Origin of the sequence: Gluconacetobacter dulcium, assembly GCF_014174165.1 — a bacterium.
Classification (GTDB): domain Bacteria; phylum Pseudomonadota; class Alphaproteobacteria; order Acetobacterales; family Acetobacteraceae; genus Gluconacetobacter; species Gluconacetobacter dulcium.
In genome coordinates this window covers 207,240-227,093 of sequence record NZ_JABEQN010000001.1, presented here as the reverse complement: position 1 = coordinate 227,093, position 19,854 = coordinate 207,240, and the positions used below count along the sequence as shown (strand labels likewise).

Genomic DNA, 19,854 nt, shown 5'->3' with positions numbered 1-19,854 from the left:
ATCGATGCGACAAGCGGCCCTGATGTTGGACTGACCGGAGGCATCGAACGGTCTTTTATTGCCTGGGCGCGCGCGAGCCGGGTGTCTTGAGTTTCATGACGTAGGCGATGATCGCGGCGACGGGCTGGAAATATTCCGGCGGTATTTCGGAATCCACAGGCAGGGCGTAGAGCGCGCGGGCCACGGGCGGATTTGAGACGATCGGGACTTTTGAGTCTTCAGCCGCCTCGCGGATTCGGGCGGCCACTTCGTCCGCGCCTTTGGCGACGATTTTCGGCGCCGCATCCGTGCCGTTGTCATAGGAAAGCGCCACGGCATAATGGGTCGGGTTGGTGACGATGACCGTGGCCTTTTTGACGGCCCGGATCATCATCTGTCGGGCGCGCCGCATGCGGATCTGTTTCTGCTTGGCCTTGACCTTGGGGTCGCCGTCTTCCTGGCGTATTTCCTCCTTGATATCCTGATGGCTCATGCGCAGCTTCTGCAACCGGTGATAGCGTGTCCATACCTCGTCGAGGACGGCGATCGCGGCCTGGATCATCAGAATGATCATCGTGGCATACACGAACCAGGAGATGAGCTCCGACGTCAGATGGTGGAGGGTCCAGCGTTCGGCCTCGGGCGCCACGCGCAGGGTGCCTTTTGCCACGCCGTAGAGCACCGCGCCGAAAACGACGAACTTGGTCAGGCTCTTCAGCATTTCAATTACGTTGTTCATGCTGAATACGCGCTTGATCCCCGATAGGGGGGACAGGCGCCCGATATCGGGAATGAGCGCCTGGGGGCGGAACAGCAGGCCCGTCTGAAGCAGGCCGGACACGACGACGACCACTGCGCAAACGAGTGCCAGGGGCGCTGCCAGAAGGATGCCTTCGCGGATGGACTGCTGGAGGGCGAGATAAAGTGCGCCGCCATCGGGCGAGACTGTGTCGAAATGCTCCATCAAACCCCGCATGTGGCGGAGAAACGTGCTGCCCGAGACGGCGGTCGTCATCGTGAAGACGGCCAGAAACGCGCTCAGGATCAGGAACATCTGCGTTTCGCGGGAGTGGGCGACATTGCCTTCCTCGCGTGCCTTCTGTAGCCGCTTTCCGGTCGGGGCCTGCGACTTGTCGTCGCTGGCTGATCCTTCTTCCGCCACGTGGGCCTATCCTCTTATGGTGCCGACATGCCGGACGGGCGCACCCCGCCGAAAAAGGGAGCGCCGCGCTATCGGCATGTCCGAGGTCCCGGCATAGTGCGCCGTGTGGATGGCGGCCGGGCCACGGTATGTCAATGTGGTGGCGGCGTTGCGCCTACGCCGGGCAGCGCGACGAGCAGATCGTTCATTCTTTCCTGCCAGACGCCGGTCATGACCTGGATCAGCATGGCCAGCAGAAGGATACCGCCCAGTAATTGGGCCGGCATGGCAATACCGTAGACCTGGATGGACGGCATCAGGCGGTTCAGTACGCCCAGCATGGTCGGCCACAAGGTTCCGATCAGGACAAAAGGGGCGGCTAATTGCAGCGCCAGGACGAATGACTGCGCCGTGGCAGCGACGATGCTCTTCGTCATGTCGCCGAGCATCGGCATGTGGCCGGGCGGAAACAGGTGGTAAGAGCCTGTCACCGCGGCCAGAGGGAAGACATACAGTCCGGTAGATAGAAAGATGACCGGCGTTAGAGCGGAGGCCATATGGCTGATAGCCGTGCTGGATGCCCCGAGTTCCGGGTCCGGCTGCAGGATGCTGGCCAGGCCGGCAAGGACGGCGATGAACTGCATCGCAATAATCAGCGCCATGGAAATGAGCCGGGCCAGGAGTCCGATGAATGCGCCGCATAGAAGTTCGCCCACGATGATGGCCAGCACCATGAACGGATGATGCAGTGCCGGCCCGGATACGGCCGCGAGGTGGTCCTGCACCACCGGCAGGATGGTAATGGTGACAACCAGCGCGATTCCGGCCCGGACCACCATGGGGGAGGTGGTTTCGCCAAAGCCGGGGGCCGTCATGACCATGGCGCTGACCCGGCACAGGGTCAGCAGAAACATGGCAGCCAGCACGGGGATGGAGCCGCCGGGAAAGAACAGGTCCCCGGTCATTCCGGAAGGGGCGCCGCCGGCATGCGGCCTGCTTTCACGAACCGCCCACCATGATCATCTGGTCGAAAATGGTGTGGGCGTAGGTATGAAGTGTGGAATACATGAACGAGCCCGTCAGCATGAGAGCGGCTGTCGCGGCTATGAATTTCGGCACGAAGGACAGGGTCGCCTCGTTTACCTGGGTTACGGCCTGGAACAACGAAACCAGAATGCCCGCGCAGAGGGACGACAAAAGGGACGGAGCCCCCATTTTGACCGCCACAAGCAGGGTCTGGCGCAGGATTTCGTGGATATCGACCGTATGCTGCATGCGTGACGGCTTAGATCGACATCTTCATGACGTCCTGATAGGCCTGAACGATCCGGTCCCGGACCGTGGTGACGGTCTGAAGGGTCAGCTTCGCTTCTTCCACGGACGTTGCGATGTCGGTCAGGTTGCCTTTTCCGGACAGGCCCTGGGCCGTCAGCGTCTCGGCACTCTTGCCCGTCTGAACCGCGTTCTTGAGCGCGCCGTCCAGAACATTGCCGAAGCTGGATACGCTATCGGACGAGGCGTCGTTCTGGGTGTCGTCGGTCGAAGGCTGCAACGCCTTCTGTGTCTGCCCATAAGCGTTGAGCGCATCGAAGCTGCGGGTGGTGATGTCGCTGATCATCGTGTGCGTGCTGCGCCCCTTGCTGCCTGGTCGGAGATCCCCGACAGAGTACCAGGATTCAGTGCCTAACCTAGTCTTGCCATAACGGCAAGGCCACCGTTTTTTACCTTTAATCGAAACAGCATGACTGATCGGGAACGCTTTTGAGCGGGCAGAATCGTTTGGGCTGGCGATCAAGGCGTTGGGTGGTCGGTGGATAAATTCGTCTCTGTCGGACGCTGTGCGGCGGGTAGGGATCATGATAGAGGGTGTGTTCGCGCGCTTCAGCCGTCATGGGGCGTCTGAGCCGTCGTGGCATGGCGACAGAAGATCGCCCGGTCGCATGTACGTGGAGTACGGCGTTGATAGGTCTTACAGAGTCAATATGCGACGTTCGGTGAATGCTGCCCGTGCCGAAGCCGGCAGGAGACGATTGGCCTACGCGACGGCGCTGGTTGCCTTGTTGGCCGTGGGGGGTGGCTGCGGAACTGCCGTGGCCAGGGGCAGCAGCAATGGCGGTACGAACACGACCGCGCATATCGGAGATGACGGCCTCCACTGCCCGGCGGGGCCGGTGCATATCGCTGAAATCCAGGCGATCACACGACAGAATAATGCCGGAGATCCGAATCTGCCGCTCGGTGAGGCTTCGATTGAGATCTGCGCGACGGATGCCACCAAATTCACCGATGTCGTGACGCGCGGTACGCCTGATGGCGGGGCGGCGGGCGGTTCGGTGGGGCAGAAGACGGGCGTCGATGGAACGCTGCAAATACGCGGCCGCACCGCGCAGATGGATGCAACGGTCTATGTTCCGCTAGCCGCGGCGGATATGGCGCAATGTAGCTTGCAGGACGATGGTCAGCAGCAGGATGGTGCTGGTAACGGCACATGCAGGCCGCATGGATTCGTCGCGAGCTTTGCCGGGACATGGGTGTTCTCGCCGGGAAAGTGGCAGAGCTTTCAGGCAGGAGCGGATTCTTCGGGGAATCCGATCGTTCTGGCCGTCAGGATTCTGAACGGTCCTGTGGAATGACGATCTGATCCGGCGGGGGAAAGACCGCTGGGACGCATGATGCGTATGCGGCTTCGGGGAATGGCTGCCCTGCTGTAGCCGGTTATTTTTCAACCGGGTTCGACAAGGGGCATAAAAAATGCCCCCGGCAATTGCCGGGGGCATCATCCATACTACGCTGTGAGCGCGGGAATGGATTACTGGAACATCGACAGGATGTTCTGCGACTGCGAGTTGGCAATCGTCAGCGACTTGATGGCCAGCTGCTGCTTGGTCTGCAGCGAGGTCAGCTTCGCGCTGGCAGCAGCCATATCGGCGTCGGTCAGGGCGCCAATGCCGTTGGTCAGGTTGTCGGAGATCGTCGAGCCGTAGGTGCTCATGCTCTTGATCACGTTGGTGTTCGAACCCAGGTCCGACGTGACGTAGGTCATCGCCTTGATCGCGGCCTGAACCTGCTTGATCATTTTCGCAACGGACGCGACGCCGGAGCCGACGTAGCTGGAGCCGAATGCGCCGTCGGTCGTCACGAACACGTTGGCCGTCGGGTTCTTGCCGGCGACGCCGCCGGTGGAAAGGCCGAGAAGGTCGGTCAGAGTGCTCGTGCTCGAGGCGCCAAGAGACCCACCCGAAGACGTCAGGTACTTGCCGATCGAGCCGTTGCCGGACGAGGCGGCGAAGCCGGTGACCGTCGTGACATCGCCCTGAAGGCCAGCGACATAGCTCAGCTTGCTGGTGCTGATGCCCAGCTTGGTTCCGACTGCTGCGTTGTTGTAATCCGGTGCCAGCAGGTTGACGCCATTGAAGGTTGCATTGCGTGCGATCGTATCGATCTGGGCGAGATAGCCGTTGATCTGAGTGCCGATCTGGGATTCGGAGGCATCGACGCCGAAGCTGTTGCCCAGCGAGGTGACGGCCTGCTGCACTTGCTGCAGCACGCTGATGATCTGGTTGGCGGCGCTGGCCGTCGAGCTGACCGTCTGGGCGGCGAAGGACAGGCCGTCATTCACGGCGCTCTGGCCGGAGACGTTGCCCTGCATCTGCTGCGCGATGCCGAAGGCAGCGGCGTTGTCGGCGGCGGTGGAAACCTTCAGGCCGGTCGAGACGACGTTCTGCGTGCTGCTCAGGTCGGTCTGGACGGCATTCAGCGTCTCGATGGCGACTTTCGAAGAGGCGTTGTTGTTGATGGAAAGGCTCACGGCATTTTCTCCATGCGGACTATCCTGGGGTAGACCAGGTCCAGGCCACAAAATCGGGAAATGGCTAAGAGAAGGTTACCAGAGAGGCGCGATGAGCATTTTTCCTGTGGAATGCGCCAGGCCGGGATAGAGGAAATGCTCTGTGCCGAGGGGCGGGCGGGATGGTCTTTGCGCGCGGAGTAGGCTAAGACAATGGGTGTCCATTATGACAAATTGCAGACGGTACGACGATGATTCATCCAGCACTTCGGGCTTACCAGACCGTGACGGAAACTTCCCTGACGGGGAGGGAGGCCGAAGCGGTTTGTTTCAGAATGCTTATCGATGAACTGGAAGCCGCTAACCAGAGCGCCGATTCGCAGGTTCGCAGCCGCGCACTGGAGCGGCATCAGCGTCTATGGTCGATGATCATGAAGGCCAATATCCTCGATAATGGTCTGACGGTGGAGGAGGATCGGAGGCTTTTTGTCAGGCTGGCCGATCAGGCGCAGAAATATGGCATCCAAGCCATTCTGGATCCGGAAATGTCTCTTGTTCCCCTGATCGAGATTGCGGAAAATGTTCTCGCCGGCCTGGAAATGGCTCCGGGAGGGAAAGAGCAGGGTTCCTCTGCCTTGGCCTGATCACCAGAGTGGACATGTCTGTTTCTGGCAGGAGATAAATCCCAAGCCGATTTGGTAGGGCGCGTCGATTTGGAATAAGAGCCTGTCTGCAAAAATCGCTGCTGGCGGTAGCATGGCGGGCTGCAATGCCGGGGCGTGAGTCAGATGGTGCTGGAAGCAGGCATCACGCTCTCACCAGAGGATTTTTTCAGGCAGTCTCCTAAAAGAGGTCCATTTCACCGGGCGTCGTGGTGTGACCCGGTGTGTCTTCACCCTTCAGCACCTGCACGACGTCGCCGAGTGTGATCCCCTCGTACAGGCGGGCCACGCTGACAGTGTCCTTGATGCCGGTCGGGGCAAGAGACATCAGGTTCTTGAGTACTGTCGCTGCGGAGGCGACTGTCTGCGTTGCCAGGTCCAGCTTTTGCAGGCGGCATATTTCCGAACTGGTCATGGACGTGTCGCGCATGCATTCCGCGACTGCCTGCTGGGCGTTCGTGAGTTCTTCACCGGCCATGTCCAGAAGGCGCAGAACCTTGAAGACAGTATCATGCACCGTGATTTTCACAGGGGGTGCCCCTTGTGTGACGGTGGAATGCATGGTCATCGCTGTCTCTCTTTCCACGCTCAGGTGATCAGAACAGTTCAATGCTGGAACTGGCCTCGCGCGCCCATCTGCGTTCGGCTTCGGCTTCCTGCCGGTTATAGGCCTCTTCCTGACGAACGATGGCCTGGCCATCCTGTATCAGGTTCTGCTGGGCTTTCCCCGATGTCGGCCAGAATCGCACGCGCCTGGCCTGCGTGCCTCCGAGGCTCTGGGCGATGCAGGGGATGCCTTCGTCCGCCAGATATTGCCGGACAAAAACGCTGTTTTCATGCCCGATGCGGCCGAGGGACGGGACGATCGCAGCCCCTCCGAACGCCTTGCAGCGCAGGCGGTCGCGTTTGCCGCCCGCCTTGAGAATGCCGTTGATGAGCTTTTCCATGGCATTGACACCGAAACGCATGGCCGTGCCATCATGGCTCTCGCCCCCGCCGGGCAAGAGAAAATGGTTCATACCACCGACCTGCGTCACCGGATCGAACATGCACACCGAAATGCAGGACCCCAGAAGGGTCGTGAGAAGAGCAGACGGATTGTCCGAAACGACGACTTCGCCCTGTACAACTGTCGTGGGTGCCAATGCGTGGGTCACGTTATGGGTCCGAATACCTTCTCGAGCACTTCCCGCAGTTTCGCGACCGTGTAGGGCTTGGCGAGAAAATTGTTCACCCCCGCCTTGACGGCCTCCTGAACGAGGTCGCGGCTGGCTTCGCCGGTCAGGATGATGAAGGCGACCTTCTGAGTCTTGGGATTGCCGCGAACGCCACGAAGCAGTTCCAGACCGTCCATGACAGGCATGTTGAAGTCGGAAATGACGAGGTGCGTCGGGTTCTGGGCAAGATACTCAATGGCTTCCTTGCCGTCCTTTCTCTGGGCGATATGGGCGAAACCCAGTTGCAACAGGCTGTTGGCCAGGATCTGGCGAATGGAAGACTGGTCATCGACGATGAGGACCCTGATCTGTGAAGCCGCGGGCAATTTTTCCTCCTCTTTCCCTTTTTAAGTCTGGCTGGGGCGCCGGTATCACTCGCTGTGCGCGCGTGGCTGTGATGCACGATCGCGCTGTCGTTCGGCTTGTATCAGCGTATTTGGGCGTTCATGGCGGCAGCACTGATCTGACCAAGGGGGACGATCTGGGAGGTCGCACCAAGCTCGGCTGCAACCCGCGGCATTCCATAGACGACGGAAGACGCCTTGTCTTGTGCAATTGTCCAGGCTCCGGCCCGGTGCATTGCAAGCAGGCCTTCGGCGCCATCCTGCCCCATTCCGGTCAGGATGATGCCCAGGGCATGGTTGCCCGCAGACTCGGCGACGGAGTCAAACAGGACATCGACGGACGGGCAATGTCCATTGACCGGAGCGGCTTTCAGCAGGCGTGTGACATAGTGGCCGTCGCGTCGCTCCACGGCTGTATGGCGATCGCCTCCCGGGGCAATCCGGACTGTGCCGGGCAGGAGGACCTCACCATTCCTGGCTTCGCCGATGGAAAGAGCCTCGATCTTCTGGTTCAGTCTGTTGGCGAAACTCGCCGTGAACAGGGCTGGCATGTGCTGGCAGATGACGATGGGTGGGCTCTGGCGCGGAAAGCCCGACAGGACCTGTTCCAGGGCTTCCACGCCGCCCGTCGATGCGCCGATCGCGACCAGCTTGAAATCATGGGTCCATGATTTCTGGTGCTGGGCGGCGCCCTGCTCGGTGCGCTGAAACTTCGCGACCGGGGAATGGGCGGCCTGTCGGACGAGACGAGCCAGGCCGGCAAACGCATCGCCTCCCGGCATGACGGAAGAGGGTTTCGGAAAGCAGTCGAACGCGCCCATCTGGAGCGCCGTGATCGCGATATCCGCGCCCCTGGCCGTGAGACCGGATACCATGACGACGGGAATCGGGCGCAGCCTCATGATCTTGTCGAGAAACTGCAGGCCATTCATGCTCGGCATCTCGACATCGAGCGTGATGACGTCTGGCTGATCCTTGATGATCAGATCCCGGGCTTCGATCGGGTTCGCGGCCTCGCCGCAGATGACGATGTCGGGGTGCTGCTCGAAAGAGCGCCGAATCAATGCCCTTGCTGTTCGTGAGTCGTCAACCACGAGAACCTTTATCGGCTTCTCCACGCTTTACTGGTCCTTTCGGTAAATAGTCGGAGCGACCTGTGTCAGGCCGCATTGGCTTGCGCAGGATACGCGTTCGGAATGGCCGACATACAGAAAGCCATTGGGTTCGAGCTTGTCCGCCAGACGCTGCCAAAGATGTTCTCGGGTGGCGTCATCGAAATAGATGACGACGTTCCGGCAGAAAATGGCTGAAAAGGACCCTTGGATCGGCCAGGACGCATTGAGGTTGAGGACACGGAACGCGGGCAGGCGACGGATCGGGCCGTCAAACCGGTAATCGCCGTTGCCGGTAGGCTCCATGAACTGAGATTTCCTGGCCGGGGGAATGCCTTCGATTTCTTCGGCGTTGTAGGTACCCTCGGTGGCCTGGGCGACGACATTGGCATTGATGTCGGTCGCAAGGATGCGAAAATCGTGCGAGGCCGCGTCGGGAAACGCCGTCATGACCGACATGGCGATGCTCCAGGGCTCCTGGCCCGTGGAACAGGCGGCCGACCATAGCCGCCCGCGTTTTCCGGCCCGGACCTTCATGGCCATCTGCGGAATCACGACGGATTCGAGATGATCGAAGTGGCTCCGTTCCCGGAAGAAACTCGTGACGTTGGTGGTCAGGGCGCAGATCAGGTTCTGCATCTCGTTCTGGCCGGCGGCCGTCGTTACGAAATTCAGATAGGCCTGGAACGAACTCTGGTTCAGTTCGCGCACCCTGCGGGAAACCCGGGAATAGACGAGAGCCTTTTTGGTGGCGGGAAGATGGATGCCGGCCTGTTCACGCGCGATCTGCCGGACTCTCTGGAAATCGGCATCGGTATATTCGGACTCGCTTACCGGAAACTGGTCTTTCATTCGGAAATGGTGTCCGTGACCAGTTGTCCGACGACGGTCTCCAGCCGGAGGAGACCGATCATCCGATTGTCGACCAGGACCAGGCCGCCCAGACAACTCCCGTCTTCGGACACGGCCTGGACATCGTTCAGATTGATATCCGCCATGTCGATAACGCGATCCACAAGGAGCCCGCAGACGACGCCATTCTTCGATTCGACAATGACCACGACGCGGCGCGGGTTGTCGGTCTGCGGCGGCACATTCAGATAGACCGCGAGATCGACCACCGTCAGGATGATCCCGCGCAGGTTGATGGCTCCGCAGACATAAGGAGGGGCAAACGGCAACGTCGTCGTCTTCTCGAACCCACGGATCTCGCGAACGCTGAGGATCGGAATGCAATATTCCTGCACGCCGATGGCAAACACGATCATCTTAACGATCTTGGTGTCCGTGGCTTCTTTGAGCTCTGTCTGTTCCGTCATGGTCGGTTCCCTGCTTAAATGTCGAACGCCAGTATGGTCTTGCTAGGCTGCCAGTTCGGCGCGGATGTTTGATGGCTTGATGTCGATATGTCCAATGGCCGAGGCCACCAGTGCCGAGACGTCGAGGATCAGGGAAACGCTGCCGTCACCGAGGATGGTTGCCGCCGACACGCCGAATATCTGCCGGTAATTGCTCTCGATGCTCTTGATGACGACCTGCGTCTGGTCACGGATTTCGTCAACGATGAGGGCAGCCCGGGCGCCGGATTCGTTCTCGACGACGAGGATGACCGAGGCATCGAGGCTATCCGGAGTCGAGGAGTTGGACAGTTTCAGGACTGTCGCCAGGGGAATCAGCGGCATGCAGTCGCCACGGATGGAAATCACGTTGCTGCCGTCGGGCAGGGCGTAGACATCGCTCTGATTGACGATCATGGTTTCGATGACCGACGAGATCGGAATGACCATGGTCGATCCGCTGGCAGAGATCAGCATGCCGTCGAGAATGGCCAATGTCAGGGGCAGGCTGAAACCGAATGTGGTTCCCTTGCCGGGCACGCTGCTGATCGAGATCCTGCCGCCCAGGCTTTGAATGGCCTGCTTGACGACATCCATGCCCACGCCGCGGCCGGAGAGGTTGGAAACCTGCGCGGCCGTCGAGAAACCGGGCATGAAGATCAGGTTATTGATCTCTTCATCCGACAGGACCGCATCTGCCGGGATAACGCCCCGTTTGACAGCCGTTTCGAAGACGCGCTGACGGTTGATGCCTGCGCCGTCGTCCTTGATGGTGATCAGGATCCGGCCGGAACGATGTTCGGCGGACAGCACGATGTGGCCTTCTGCCGGCTTGCCGGCGGCGATGCGGGCTTCCGGGCTTTCAATGCCGTGATCCACCGCGTTCCGCAGCATGTGGGTCAGCGGATCGGTCAGCTTTTCGACCAGTGTCCGGTCGACTTCCGTATCCTCGCCCTCAAGCGTCAGGACGATGTCCTTGTGAGTCATGGAGGACGCTTCGCGCACCACGCGCTGCATGCGCTGGAAGACGGCGCGGACGGGCTGGGCCCTGACCGCCATGACGGCGTCCTGGATATCGCGCGTCAGCGACTGCATGCTGCTGATGCTCTGGACCAGTTCGTGCTGTCCGGCCGCATCGGTCCGGCGGGAGAGGGATTCGATTGCCGCCTGCGCAATCACCAGTTCGCCGACCAGGTCCATCAGATCGTCAATCCGGTGCAGGTCGACGCGGATCGAGGCTTGTTCGGGCTTGCGGGCGGCAGTCTGGGCGGCACCATTGGCCGTTGACGACGCTGCGCTGCCGGCTGGGGAGGGGCCGGGATGCGCATCTGGCGTTGCCGGAGCAGGCAGGGGGGAGAGTATCTGGATCGGGTGCGCTACTGAAGGCGCCGGAGCAGGGGGCGGCGCCTCGTGGTCTTCCACGGGCGGCATGACGGCGACCACCTCGGCTGGTTCCGGCTGTTCTGCCGGGGGTTCCTGGGGCGCAGCGGCCTCGGCTCCTTCACGGACGATCGAAAAATCGCAATCTTCGCTGACCCAGTCGAAGACCGCATTGGCGCTGTCCTCGGAAACTGCGGGCGGCAGAACGACCTGCCAGGAGAGGTATGATTTGTCAGGCAGCAGATCGGTGAGAGGAGGCAGGGCCGATCGATCGCAGGTGGTCTGGATCTCTCCGTCACATTCACGAGCGAGATCGGTCAGGCCGATCAGGATGTTCCTTGCGTCATCTCCGCGCTCATACAGTGCGTCGTGAGGCCGAAAAGTCACGAGCAGCGATGCGGCAGCCGGGGTGGCTTCTTCTTCGCCAAAGTCAAAATCAAAGGGGACCGGTTCGAAATCCGTGGGAACGGGCTCGAAATCCATGGGGACGGGCGAGAAATCCGCTGGAATGACGTCTTCGGTCGTCGCGGCCTGCGAGGCGTTCTGGTTGCCGCCGGTGCCGCTGATGTCGGCCAGTTCGGCATGGCTTTCGGCGACGCGCGCCGAGTCGACCGTGGCCCCGCCACGGGCCTCGTTGACCAGATCGCTCAGGACATCCATGGCTTTGAGGAAAACCTTGACGACATCATGAGTCGGCGCAAAACGCCCCGAACGCAGGCCATCGAGGGAATTTTCGAAGACGTGGGCGAACCGGACAAGATTATCCAGTCCGAAAGACGCAGCGCCGCCCTTGATCGAATGAACGGCACGAAAGACGGCATTGACGGTCTCATGTTCGGACTCGCCATCCGACAATGCGGAAAGCCCGCGTTCGAGCTCCTGTAACTGCTCGTCACATTCCTGGAAGAAGATCTGGAGGATATCATCCATATCGGAACTCATGCCGTTCCCCCTTTCTTCAGGCTGTTACCCGACGGATCGCCGCAACCAGGCTGTCGGAGCTGAAGGGTTTGATGATCCATCCTGTCGCGCCGGCTGCTCTGGCGCGGGCCTTCTTTTCCGGATCGCTTTCGGTGGTCAGAACGATAACCGGCAGATGCTTGAAGGCGGGCATCTTGCGAACGGCCTCAATCACGCCGAAGCCATCCATGCGCGGCATGTTGATATCCGTAATAATCACATTGGGCGGGGGATCGGCGCTTTCCAGAACTTCGATGCCTTCGACACCGTCCCCCCCCTGAATGACATCGTAGCCGGCTTCTTCCAACGCCTTGCGCAGCATGCCTTGCATGGTTCGGGAGTCATCTATCGTCAGGACACGCAAAATTTTTTTTTCCGTCATGCTGAAAGCTCGCTAGAGGGAGTGGACGGTTCTGACAGGAATTCACTGACCCCAAAAAGGGCGAACGCTTCCCTGACTTTCTCCGACGGCGCGACCAGGGGGCGACCGCTTGCCAGAAGAACCTGAAGACACAGCCCGCCGACATAGGCAACGCCTGAGGCATCCAGAGCGGATTCCGTCGCCTCGGCCTGCTGCACAAGACCCTTGAGCACCCCGACCGTCGCGGTGTCCAGGCGTTCCGGCAATGGCACCGGCGCGGTGGAGGGCACGGCGGGCGTCTCGACGTCAGCGGTCATCAGAAATCTTCCCATCCCTGATCGGAGGACGTGGTCAGGAGCGCCGTTGCCGACGGGCTGACTGTGGACGACCGGGAGGGCTTGGGCGCGGGGGCGCGCGCCGACGGAATCGTGACGGTGCTTTCGTCGAACATGTTTTCCCGACGGTCATTACCGACTTTGAACCGGCTGATGGTCTGGGTCAGCGTTCTGGTTTCCGCCGTCAGGTTATGGCTGGCAGCCGTCGTTTCCTCGACCATCGCGGCGTTCTGCTGCGTCACCTGGTCCATGTCGCCGATCGCCGCCGTGACTTCGGACAGGCGCTGGGCTTGATCGCGAGTGGAGACGGAAATTTCTTCGACCCGCGTCGAAATATTCTGCGTGCTGCCGGCAAATTCGTTCAGGTAACGGCCGGTCTGCTGGACCAGATCGACACCCTTGTCGACCTGATCGGCCGAAACTGAAATCAGGCGCTTGATCTCACTGGCGGATTTGGCCGATTTTTCGGCAAGGGACCTGACTTCCTGCGCGACCACGGCGAAGCCGCGGCCTGCATCACCGGCCCGTGCCGCTTCGACACCCGCATTCAGGGCCAGCACGTTGGTCTGGAAAGCGATGCCGTCGATGACAGAAATGATCTCGCCGATCGCATCGGATGATTTCTTGATGCCATCCATCGCCTGCGTCGTTTCGGTCATGACGGCAGTGGCGGATTTCACCTTGTCCAGAGACTGTTTTGCTTCCGCACTGGCCTCGGTGCTGGCTTTGGCGGTGCGCTGGACGCCATCGGTAATGGTGCGGACCGAAGCAGCGGCCTGACCGAGATTGGCGGCCTGCTTCTCCGTGCGTTTCGCCAGATCGTCGGACGCGGTCGAGATTTCCGTGGCGCCCGTCGCGATCAATTCGGAATTGCTTGCCAGGGCGCGCAGTGCGTCGTTCAGGTGCGCCGCCGAATTGTTGAACGCATCGCGCAGGGGAGCGAACTCGCCGTCGAAGATATTGGAGGTGATCCGGCTCCGGAGGTCGCCGCGGGCCATGTCCGCCAGGGCGGATCCAAGTGCGTCGATCACTTCGTGGGTCTGTTTGTCGCGGGCCTGGCTATGTTCGAGGGACTGCTTGATTTCCTCGGCCATGGCGGACTGGCGGGTCTGCGCCTGCTGCTGTTCCTGCAGGCTGCGCGCAAACTCGACCATCACGCGGGCCATGCGGCCGGTGCAGTCCTTGTTCTCGAGAAAGGGAATACTCCCGCGAATATCTCCGCGGCCGAGCTGCTCACCCAGGTCGGTGAGGGTTTCAAGCGGCTCGGTGACCACGCGGGTCAGCATGAACCAGATGATCTGGACGACGATCGCGCCGAAAGCGAGGGCGCACATATTCACGACGAACATGTGCTGGATCGGCTCATGGACCAAATATCCAACGACCTCGATAACGATCTGAAGCAGGAGATATGCTTCCAGACCCAGCATCACCGTTCTGATCTTGCCTCGGAACGGTGCGTCCCGATACAGCCAATTCAACATGCTGACCTAACTTTCCTTACGCATCTGGCGGGGCGCCGTCATGTGGAGCCGCGCGCATACGGTCTCGCTTCGGGCGGAATGCCGGATCCCGATGGCTTTTCACGGCTGCCTCTTGGCTTGCGCCGAGGATAATGGGCTGATGCCTGTTCTCCAAGGCCCTGTGGGAACCTTGTAAACGGGTGATTCTATCCGAATGTGTGTCAGGGACGAAGGAGGGATGGCCAGCCAGCCGGCGCGGAGCCGGAAGGCAGGAAGTGGTCCTTGCATACGGTATTGCTCGCCAACTTCGAACGCTTGCATTGCCTGTTGGCCATTCTCGCTTTGTCTACCGCCGCCGGAACGGGCATGTCCCGAAGGGATGGTCGGAAGAAGGTCTCCCATACCCCGGGATATCGCTATTGGACATGACGTAAATCAATTAATAAGTCGTTAAATCTTATTGCAGATCGGGTGCCATCGATACCGCTTCGGAGGGCGGCTTTTCGTCGTGGCGGACGGATTCTGTCACCTGTCAAAAAGCGGGAACGATGCGGCGCGCATGCATTGTCCTGTTGCCAGGTGAGGATGGCTCATCCGCCGAAGCTTCGGACGAGGCCGCCTGCCACCATCTGCCAGCCATCCACCATGACGAAGAAGATCAGCTTGAAAGGCAGCGAGATCGTCGCTGGGGGCAGCATCATCATGCCCAGGCTCATCAGTACGCTCGCCGTGACGATATCAATGACGAGGAATGGAAGATAAAGCAGGAAACCCATTTCGAAGCCGCGGCTGAGTTCACCGATCATGAAGGCTGGCATGATGACCCGCCAGGGCGTTTCGGCAGTCGTCTTCGGCGGCGGAAGGTTGGCCAGATGCTGAAAAGTCGCGATGTCGGCCGGTCGTGCGTTGGCAAGCATGAAGGTGCGGAAGGGCTCGGCTGCTGCCTTCAGGCCATCGATTTCGCTGACCTGTCCTTCCATCATGGGGGCGATGCCATGGTTCCAGGACTGTTCGAGGACCGGCTGCATCACGAAAAAGGTCAGGAACATCGCCAGACCGATCACCACCGTGTTCGGCGGCGTTCCCTGCGCGCCGATGGCGCCGCGCAGCAGAGAGAGGACAATGATGATGCGTGTGAACGCGGTGACCATTACCAGCAGGCTGGGAGCAAAGGACAGCAGGGTGATGAGCGCCGTCAACTGAATGAGGCGGCTTGTCGTGCCTGTGTCTCCGAGCCCCTTGCCGAGATCCAGGGTCAGTGCCTGTGCATGGACCAGGTCGGGCATGACAGCCAGCACCGCAAAGGCAAGAATGCCTGTGATGATGGCCCCGAAACCGGCAGGACGGTTCGTGGGCAGTCGGGTCGTCAACGCATCACGCTCCCCTGTTCCTCTTGATCCCGAGGATGGTCCGAATCCGCATTGTGTGAAATTCGGTGCGGTTTCATTAAACGCTCTCATGGCGGTCGGGCAGGCTCGCGCATGCTTCGGGGGAGGTGCGCCTTCAGCCGGCATGGAGGTCCGCCGGCAGGATGGGCGAGGGCGGCTGTGAAGTGCCCTGCTCGTCCATCCATCCCAGGAACAGGTCATTTCCGCCGCCGGTCAGGATCAGTCCCGTTCTGCTGTTGTATCGTATGATACTGAGCCGTCGACGCTGGTCGATGGCCAGGCTTTCGACGATCGCCAGACTACGGGTCCGACGCCCTTTAAGCAGGTAGGGCTCCAGATATTTCAGACCGTGGCGGCTGAGGAGAATCAGCGCGATGACGATCACGAACGACGCAAGATAGGCAAGCCATGCGGAGGCGAAACTGCCGGTCCCGTGCGCCAGTGATCCCGCCTGGGGCGTAAGGAGGCCTGTTGCCGACATTCCGCCTCTTTCAGCCCTGCTGAGTGGGCGAGGAGGACAGGATTTCCGTCATCGTCACGCCGATATGGTTGTCGTCGACAACCACGACTTCACCGCGTGCGATCAGTCGGTTGTTCGCGTAGATATCCACCGCTTCGCCCAGCTTCTTGTTCAGTTCCACGACCGCGCCGCGCCCCAGTCGCAGCAGTTGGCTGACGGGCATGGTCGCCGTGCCGATGACGGCCGTGATCTTGACCGGGATGTCGTAGACCGCTTCCATCTGGCTGGCGCCAACGGTCGTTGCATCCTTGTCGGCAGGTTCCGTCGCGGCAGCGGCCGGTGTTGCCGCCGCGCTGGTGGCGAAATCTTCCAGTCCCATGTGTCCAGTATCCGAATTCATGATTCTCTCCGCCTGGTCTATGCCTTCGATGTTCGTTGATCCGCGCGCTGTCCGGCCAGGGCCGTGACAGCGGTGACAATCTTTTCCGCAACGGATTTTCGCCACTCTTGCGGATCGATGACAATGCTATTCGCCGCCGAGACGATGCTGATGATGGCGGGTTCGGTATCAGGGACAGTTTCTATCTGGATACGTCCCTCCGCCCCGATGACCGATTGCAGGAAGCCCGCGTCAGTCTCTCGGCAGCGGATCGTGACGGCGCCTTCGCACTCCGTGGCGAAGCATGCGGCATCTGCCACAAGATCGCGTTCCAGCCCGCCCAGTACCGTGTGATCCAGGGCCGTCAGGCTCCTGACAATCTCCACGACGGCGGCGACGAAGGATTGAGTGGCTTCCGCGACAACCTGATGCCGCCGGGTGCTCTCGGCCTCGAATGAGGCGGCAAGAGAGGCCAACTGGGAGGCAAATTCGTGACGGAGCGCCTCTTCCTTCTCTTTCGCGCCTTGTTCCTGACCTTCGCGGAACGCCGCGTCGCGTAGGGCTGCGATTTCGTCGCGATGCATCGTGACGAGATTCGGGTCCGGTGCGGGCTCGGCAGTGGCGGCGTCATCCGCCGTTATGCTTTCGGCATCCAGTCCCGGCGCCGCGCCGAAATCTTCCAGATCGAGCAGCGGTCGCAAGATGCGCGTATTGTTGACCGCGCGCGCGCCTTTCGGCCGGGTCTCTGTTCCCGCCATGTCAGGCACGCCCGGCCGGTTGGCGGGAGGGGGCGTCACGGAATGATTTCATCATTGCCGGCGCTTTCGGTCAGGTCGATTTCGCCGGCATTCGCCAGATTCTTGATCGTCAGGACGATTTCAGTCTGTGCCGTTTCGACATCTTTGACGCGGACAGGCCCCAGCGAGGCGACTTCTTCGAGCAGCATGCTGCCAGCGCGCTTGGACATGCATTGCAGGAACAGCTTGCGGATCGTGTCGGACGCGCCCTTCAGGGCTAGCGGCAATTTTTCACGATCGATCTCATTGACGATTCGCATGAGCGATTCACGCGGCAGCCGTTTGATGTCCTCGAACGTGAACATCAACGCCTTCACTTTTTCCATGTCGTCGTGATTGCGTTTGTCCATCGACTCCATGAGGCGCGCTTCGGTCTTGCGGTCGAAGTTATTGAAGACTTCGGCAAGCAGTTCAAAGCTGTCTCGCCGGGTCGACCGGCCGAGGGTGGAGATGAATTCGGAACGCAGGGTCGCTTCGACACTGTCCAGAACGTCGCGCTGGACCGTTTCCATATGCAGGATGCGCATCATGACATCGGTCGCGTAGTCCTCCGGCAGCAAGGAGAGGACGCGCGCGGCATGGGCGGGCTGCAGGCGGGTGAGAATGACGGCGGCGGTCTGCGGGTATTCGCTGCGCAGGTAGTTGGCCAGTACGGTTTCCTGCACGTTGCCCAGCTTGTCCCACATCGTCCGGCCGGCGGGACCACGGATTTCGTCCATGATCTTTTCGACCTGGTCGGATGGGAGAGCCCGGCGCAGGAATTCCTCGGTGGTTTCATATGTGCCGACCAGGCCGTCTGGCGACTCGAAGTTCTTTGTGAACTCGTGGCAGACGCTCTCGACCGCTTCGGCCCTGACGATGCCGAGGCTGGCCATCGCGATGGATATATCGCGGATTTCGTCCTCATGCAGTAATTTCAGCAGTTTGGCCGCCTTGTCGCGTCCGACTGCCAGCATAAGGATGGCGGCCTTCTGTTTGCCGGTCAGGTGGAGCACCTGGGGCGGCGACGGCGCCATGAATCCCGATGCGGCTTCCATGGCGCTGTCACTCACGGTCTCGTCCTTTCTTGATGTCCGGCGCGGCGAGCCAGTTGCGGATGATGAAGATGGTCTCGCGGGGGCTTTGCTCTATACGATCCGATACTTTCGTAAGGGCTGCCATCCGGAGTTTTCCTTCGATTCCCTCGATGGAAACCGTGTCGTCGACATTGCCTTCGACCGCGGCCAGAGCCGGGCCTGGCTGCCCTGGGATCTGGCCGACGGCGGCGGCGCCGGGGGGGGCTCCCGGCAGCGTCTCCAGAGGCGTCGTTGCAAGGAGTTCGGGCAGATTCTTGCCGCGCCGCAGAATGGGACGAATCGCCAGGAAGATGGCCCCGACCGCCAGGAGAATGGGAACGACCCATTCGGCGACGTAAATCAGGGTATCACGTGTGAACAGGCTGGAACTCTCCGCGCCGAAAGCGCCTTCGGGCTCTGCCATGAAGCGCATGGAGACGACATTGACCTCGTCGCCACGGCTCTTGTCATAGCCGACGGCGGTTCTGACCAGGGCCGTCAGCCTCTCGACCTCGGCGGTGTCCAGCGGCTTCCAGACGTCGTTGCCCGCCTTGTCCTTGCTGTATGTGCCGTCGACCAGAACGGCCAGACTGATTCTGGAGACCCGGGGGCGGGTCTGGCTTATGATCCGGACCCGCTTGCCGATCTCGTAATTGTCGGTCTCTTCCTCGCGGTCGTCATTGGAGCCGGTGCGATTGTTCTGGTTCGCATTGGCATTCGGCAGATTGTTCGCGACCGTGGTGTTGGGCGTCGCTTCGGTGTTGACGCTCTTGTCGGACGTCGTCTGCTGCGACCTCAGGACCTGCTGATTAGGGTCGTAATTTTCCTCGGTTTCGTGAATTTCGTCGGTATTGATGGTGACGGCCGCGCGCGCCCGGACATGGCCGCTGCCCAGCGTGGGGATCAGGATCTCTTCGGCGGCCTGGGCCAGGCGCTGTTCTTCGGCGTGGCGGAATTTCTCAAGCGAGTTGGCCTGGCCATCCGGGCTGTCGGGATCGCCTGGCTTGGCCAGCACGTCGCCGCGCGTATCGACGATCGAGATGTTCTGCGGGCGCAGGCCGGGTACGGCTGCCGCCACCAGGTTCTGGATGGCCTGGATGCCGTCTGGCGCGATACGCCCGCCGCGGCCGATATCGAGCACCACGCTGGCCTGGGAGGGGCTGGTCTGGGTCGAGAACAGGTCGCGGTGGGGCAGGACGAGATGAACCCGGACGTTGCGCACCCCCTGCAGGAGGCGAATGGACCGTTCCAGTTCGCCTTCCATGGCCCGGGTTTCGTTGATCGTCTGCTCGAACTGCGTGCTGGTGAGCGTCGCGCTCTTGTCGAACAGTTCGTATCCGACGCTTCCGCCGCTTGGCAGGCCGTCCTTGGCGAGTAGGAGGCGCGCGCTAGCGACCTGATTCTGTGGGACGTAGATGCTGGTGCCGTCGCTGTTCGTACGGTTGGGAATATGCGCCTTGGTCAGGTCCTCGACCATATGGGCGGCCTCATTGAGGTCGACACCACCATACAGGAGGGCCATCGACTGGCCGCTGCCCCGGAAGGCGAAAAGGCCGATTGCCGTAAGGAGGACTGCCGCGGCAGCCCCCATCACCATCAATCGCGTACGCCCGAGCCCCTTAAGGCCAGCCAAAAAATTTTGCATAAGAAAACCGCTACGTTGATACAGTGCCGGGCCGGGAACTTGTGTTATCCCC

General features: G+C 60.9%; 23 protein-coding genes. 2 read left to right on the top strand and 21 right to left on the bottom strand.

Translation table 11 applies throughout. The features are described 5' to 3' along the window. Positions 1 to 55: 55 nt before the first annotated feature. From HLH25_RS01080 to HLH25_RS01065, 4 genes are all read right to left on the bottom strand, one after another. Positions 56 to 1,141 (bottom strand): EscU/YscU/HrcU family type III secretion system export apparatus switch protein, encoded by a 1,086-nt coding sequence (locus HLH25_RS01080; RefSeq protein WP_182972288.1) that lies wholly within the window; start codon positions 1,139 to 1,141, stop codon positions 56 to 58. 131 nt (positions 1,142 to 1,272) lie between these two features. Beyond that, on the bottom strand, positions 1,273 to 2,034 hold the full coding sequence (locus HLH25_RS01075) for a flagellar biosynthetic protein FliR (RefSeq protein ID WP_281376784.1): 762 nt from the start codon (positions 2,032 to 2,034) through the stop codon (positions 1,273 to 1,275). An 85-nt stretch (positions 2,035 to 2,119) separates the two neighbouring features. Next, on the bottom strand, positions 2,120 to 2,395 hold the full coding sequence (locus HLH25_RS01070) for a flagellar biosynthetic protein FliQ (protein WP_114726411.1): 276 nt from the start codon (positions 2,393 to 2,395) through the stop codon (positions 2,120 to 2,122). A 10-nt stretch (positions 2,396 to 2,405) separates the two neighbouring features. Continuing rightward, on the bottom strand, positions 2,406 to 2,738 hold the full coding sequence (locus HLH25_RS01065) for a flagellar hook-basal body complex protein FliE (protein WP_182972286.1): 333 nt from the start codon (positions 2,736 to 2,738) through the stop codon (positions 2,406 to 2,408). A gap of 250 nt (positions 2,739 to 2,988) precedes the next feature. Between HLH25_RS01065 and HLH25_RS01060 the strand changes: the two genes are divergently transcribed. Next, positions 2,989 to 3,753 carry a hypothetical protein gene (locus tag HLH25_RS01060; protein ID WP_182972285.1) on the top strand — a complete coding sequence of 255 codons (765 nt, stop codon included), beginning with the start codon at positions 2,989 to 2,991 and terminating at the stop codon, positions 3,751 to 3,753. Positions 3,754 to 3,929: 176 nt separating this feature from the next. Here the strand turns inward: HLH25_RS01060 and HLH25_RS01055 are convergent, their stop codons facing one another. Further along, positions 3,930 to 4,928, bottom strand: coding sequence for a flagellin (locus HLH25_RS01055; RefSeq protein ID WP_182972284.1), 999 nt, complete (start codon positions 4,926 to 4,928; stop codon positions 3,930 to 3,932). A 230-nt stretch (positions 4,929 to 5,158) separates the two neighbouring features. Between HLH25_RS01055 and HLH25_RS01050 the strand changes: the two genes are divergently transcribed. Next, positions 5,159 to 5,551 carry a flagellar biosynthesis regulator FlaF gene (locus HLH25_RS01050; protein ID WP_182972283.1) on the top strand — a complete coding sequence of 131 codons (393 nt, stop codon included), beginning with the start codon at positions 5,159 to 5,161 and terminating at the stop codon, positions 5,549 to 5,551. 199 nt (positions 5,552 to 5,750) lie between these two features. Here the strand turns inward: HLH25_RS01050 and HLH25_RS01045 are convergent, their stop codons facing one another. The 16 genes from HLH25_RS01045 to fliF form a co-directional block, all read right to left on the bottom strand. Beyond that, entirely contained in the window at positions 5,751 to 6,137 is a 387-nt protein-coding gene (locus tag HLH25_RS01045; RefSeq protein WP_182972282.1) for a hypothetical protein, read from the bottom strand. A gap of 28 nt (positions 6,138 to 6,165) precedes the next feature. After that, entirely contained in the window at positions 6,166 to 6,726 is a 561-nt protein-coding gene (locus HLH25_RS01040) for a chemotaxis protein CheD (RefSeq protein ID WP_310888918.1), read from the bottom strand. Continuing rightward, positions 6,723 to 7,112: a response regulator gene (locus HLH25_RS01035; RefSeq protein ID WP_182972281.1), complete on the bottom strand. Its 390-nt coding sequence runs from the start codon at positions 7,110 to 7,112 to the stop codon at positions 6,723 to 6,725. Before HLH25_RS01035 ends, HLH25_RS01040 begins: the two co-directional genes overlap by 4 nt. A gap of 101 nt (positions 7,113 to 7,213) precedes the next feature. Then, positions 7,214 to 8,248: a protein-glutamate methylesterase/protein-glutamine glutaminase gene (locus HLH25_RS01030; protein ID WP_182972280.1), complete on the bottom strand. Its 1,035-nt coding sequence runs from the start codon at positions 8,246 to 8,248 to the stop codon at positions 7,214 to 7,216. Between the two features lie 3 nt (positions 8,249 to 8,251). Continuing rightward, positions 8,252 to 9,094, bottom strand: a complete 843-nt coding sequence (locus HLH25_RS01025; RefSeq protein ID WP_182972279.1) for a CheR family methyltransferase — start codon at positions 9,092 to 9,094, stop codon at positions 8,252 to 8,254. Then, positions 9,091 to 9,561, bottom strand: coding sequence for a chemotaxis protein CheW (locus HLH25_RS01020; RefSeq protein WP_114726421.1), 471 nt, complete (start codon positions 9,559 to 9,561; stop codon positions 9,091 to 9,093). Before HLH25_RS01020 ends, HLH25_RS01025 begins: the two co-directional genes overlap by 4 nt. Before the next feature lie 42 nt (positions 9,562 to 9,603). Further along, entirely contained in the window at positions 9,604 to 11,889 is a 2,286-nt protein-coding gene (locus tag HLH25_RS01015; RefSeq protein ID WP_246400778.1) for a chemotaxis protein CheA, read from the bottom strand. A 28-nt stretch (positions 11,890 to 11,917) separates the two neighbouring features. Continuing rightward, the gene (locus HLH25_RS01010; protein ID WP_182972277.1) at positions 11,918 to 12,301 is read right to left on the bottom strand and encodes a response regulator; all 384 of its coding nucleotides are present in this window, start codon (positions 12,299 to 12,301) and stop codon (positions 11,918 to 11,920) included. Then, positions 12,298 to 12,597: an STAS domain-containing protein gene (locus HLH25_RS01005; protein WP_246400769.1), complete on the bottom strand. Its 300-nt coding sequence runs from the start codon at positions 12,595 to 12,597 to the stop codon at positions 12,298 to 12,300. Before HLH25_RS01005 ends, HLH25_RS01010 begins: the two co-directional genes overlap by 4 nt. Next, positions 12,597 to 14,099: a methyl-accepting chemotaxis protein gene (locus HLH25_RS01000; RefSeq protein WP_182972275.1), complete on the bottom strand. Its 1,503-nt coding sequence runs from the start codon at positions 14,097 to 14,099 to the stop codon at positions 12,597 to 12,599. Before HLH25_RS01000 ends, HLH25_RS01005 begins: the two co-directional genes overlap by 1 nt. Positions 14,100 to 14,668: 569 nt before the next feature. Next, positions 14,669 to 15,364 (bottom strand): flagellar type III secretion system pore protein FliP, encoded by a 696-nt coding sequence (gene fliP, locus HLH25_RS00995; protein WP_182972418.1) that lies wholly within the window; start codon positions 15,362 to 15,364, stop codon positions 14,669 to 14,671. A 217-nt stretch (positions 15,365 to 15,581) separates the two neighbouring features. Beyond that, the gene (locus HLH25_RS00990) at positions 15,582 to 15,947 is read right to left on the bottom strand and encodes a hypothetical protein (RefSeq protein WP_182972274.1); all 366 of its coding nucleotides are present in this window, start codon (positions 15,945 to 15,947) and stop codon (positions 15,582 to 15,584) included. A 10-nt stretch (positions 15,948 to 15,957) separates the two neighbouring features. Further along, positions 15,958 to 16,326 (bottom strand): flagellar motor switch protein FliN, encoded by a 369-nt coding sequence (gene fliN, locus HLH25_RS00985; RefSeq protein ID WP_182972273.1) that lies wholly within the window; start codon positions 16,324 to 16,326, stop codon positions 15,958 to 15,960. 17 nt (positions 16,327 to 16,343) lie between these two features. Next, positions 16,344 to 17,063: a FliH/SctL family protein gene (locus HLH25_RS00980; RefSeq protein WP_246400767.1), complete on the bottom strand. Its 720-nt coding sequence runs from the start codon at positions 17,061 to 17,063 to the stop codon at positions 16,344 to 16,346. A 35-nt stretch (positions 17,064 to 17,098) separates the two neighbouring features. After that, entirely contained in the window at positions 17,099 to 18,139 is a 1,041-nt protein-coding gene (gene fliG, locus HLH25_RS00975; protein WP_246400759.1) for a flagellar motor switch protein FliG, read from the bottom strand. A 7-nt stretch (positions 18,140 to 18,146) separates the two neighbouring features. Next, positions 18,147 to 19,748 (bottom strand): flagellar basal-body MS-ring/collar protein FliF, encoded by a 1,602-nt coding sequence (gene fliF, locus HLH25_RS00970; protein ID WP_246400757.1) that lies wholly within the window; start codon positions 19,746 to 19,748, stop codon positions 18,147 to 18,149. Positions 19,749 to 19,854: the final 106 nt, after the last annotated feature.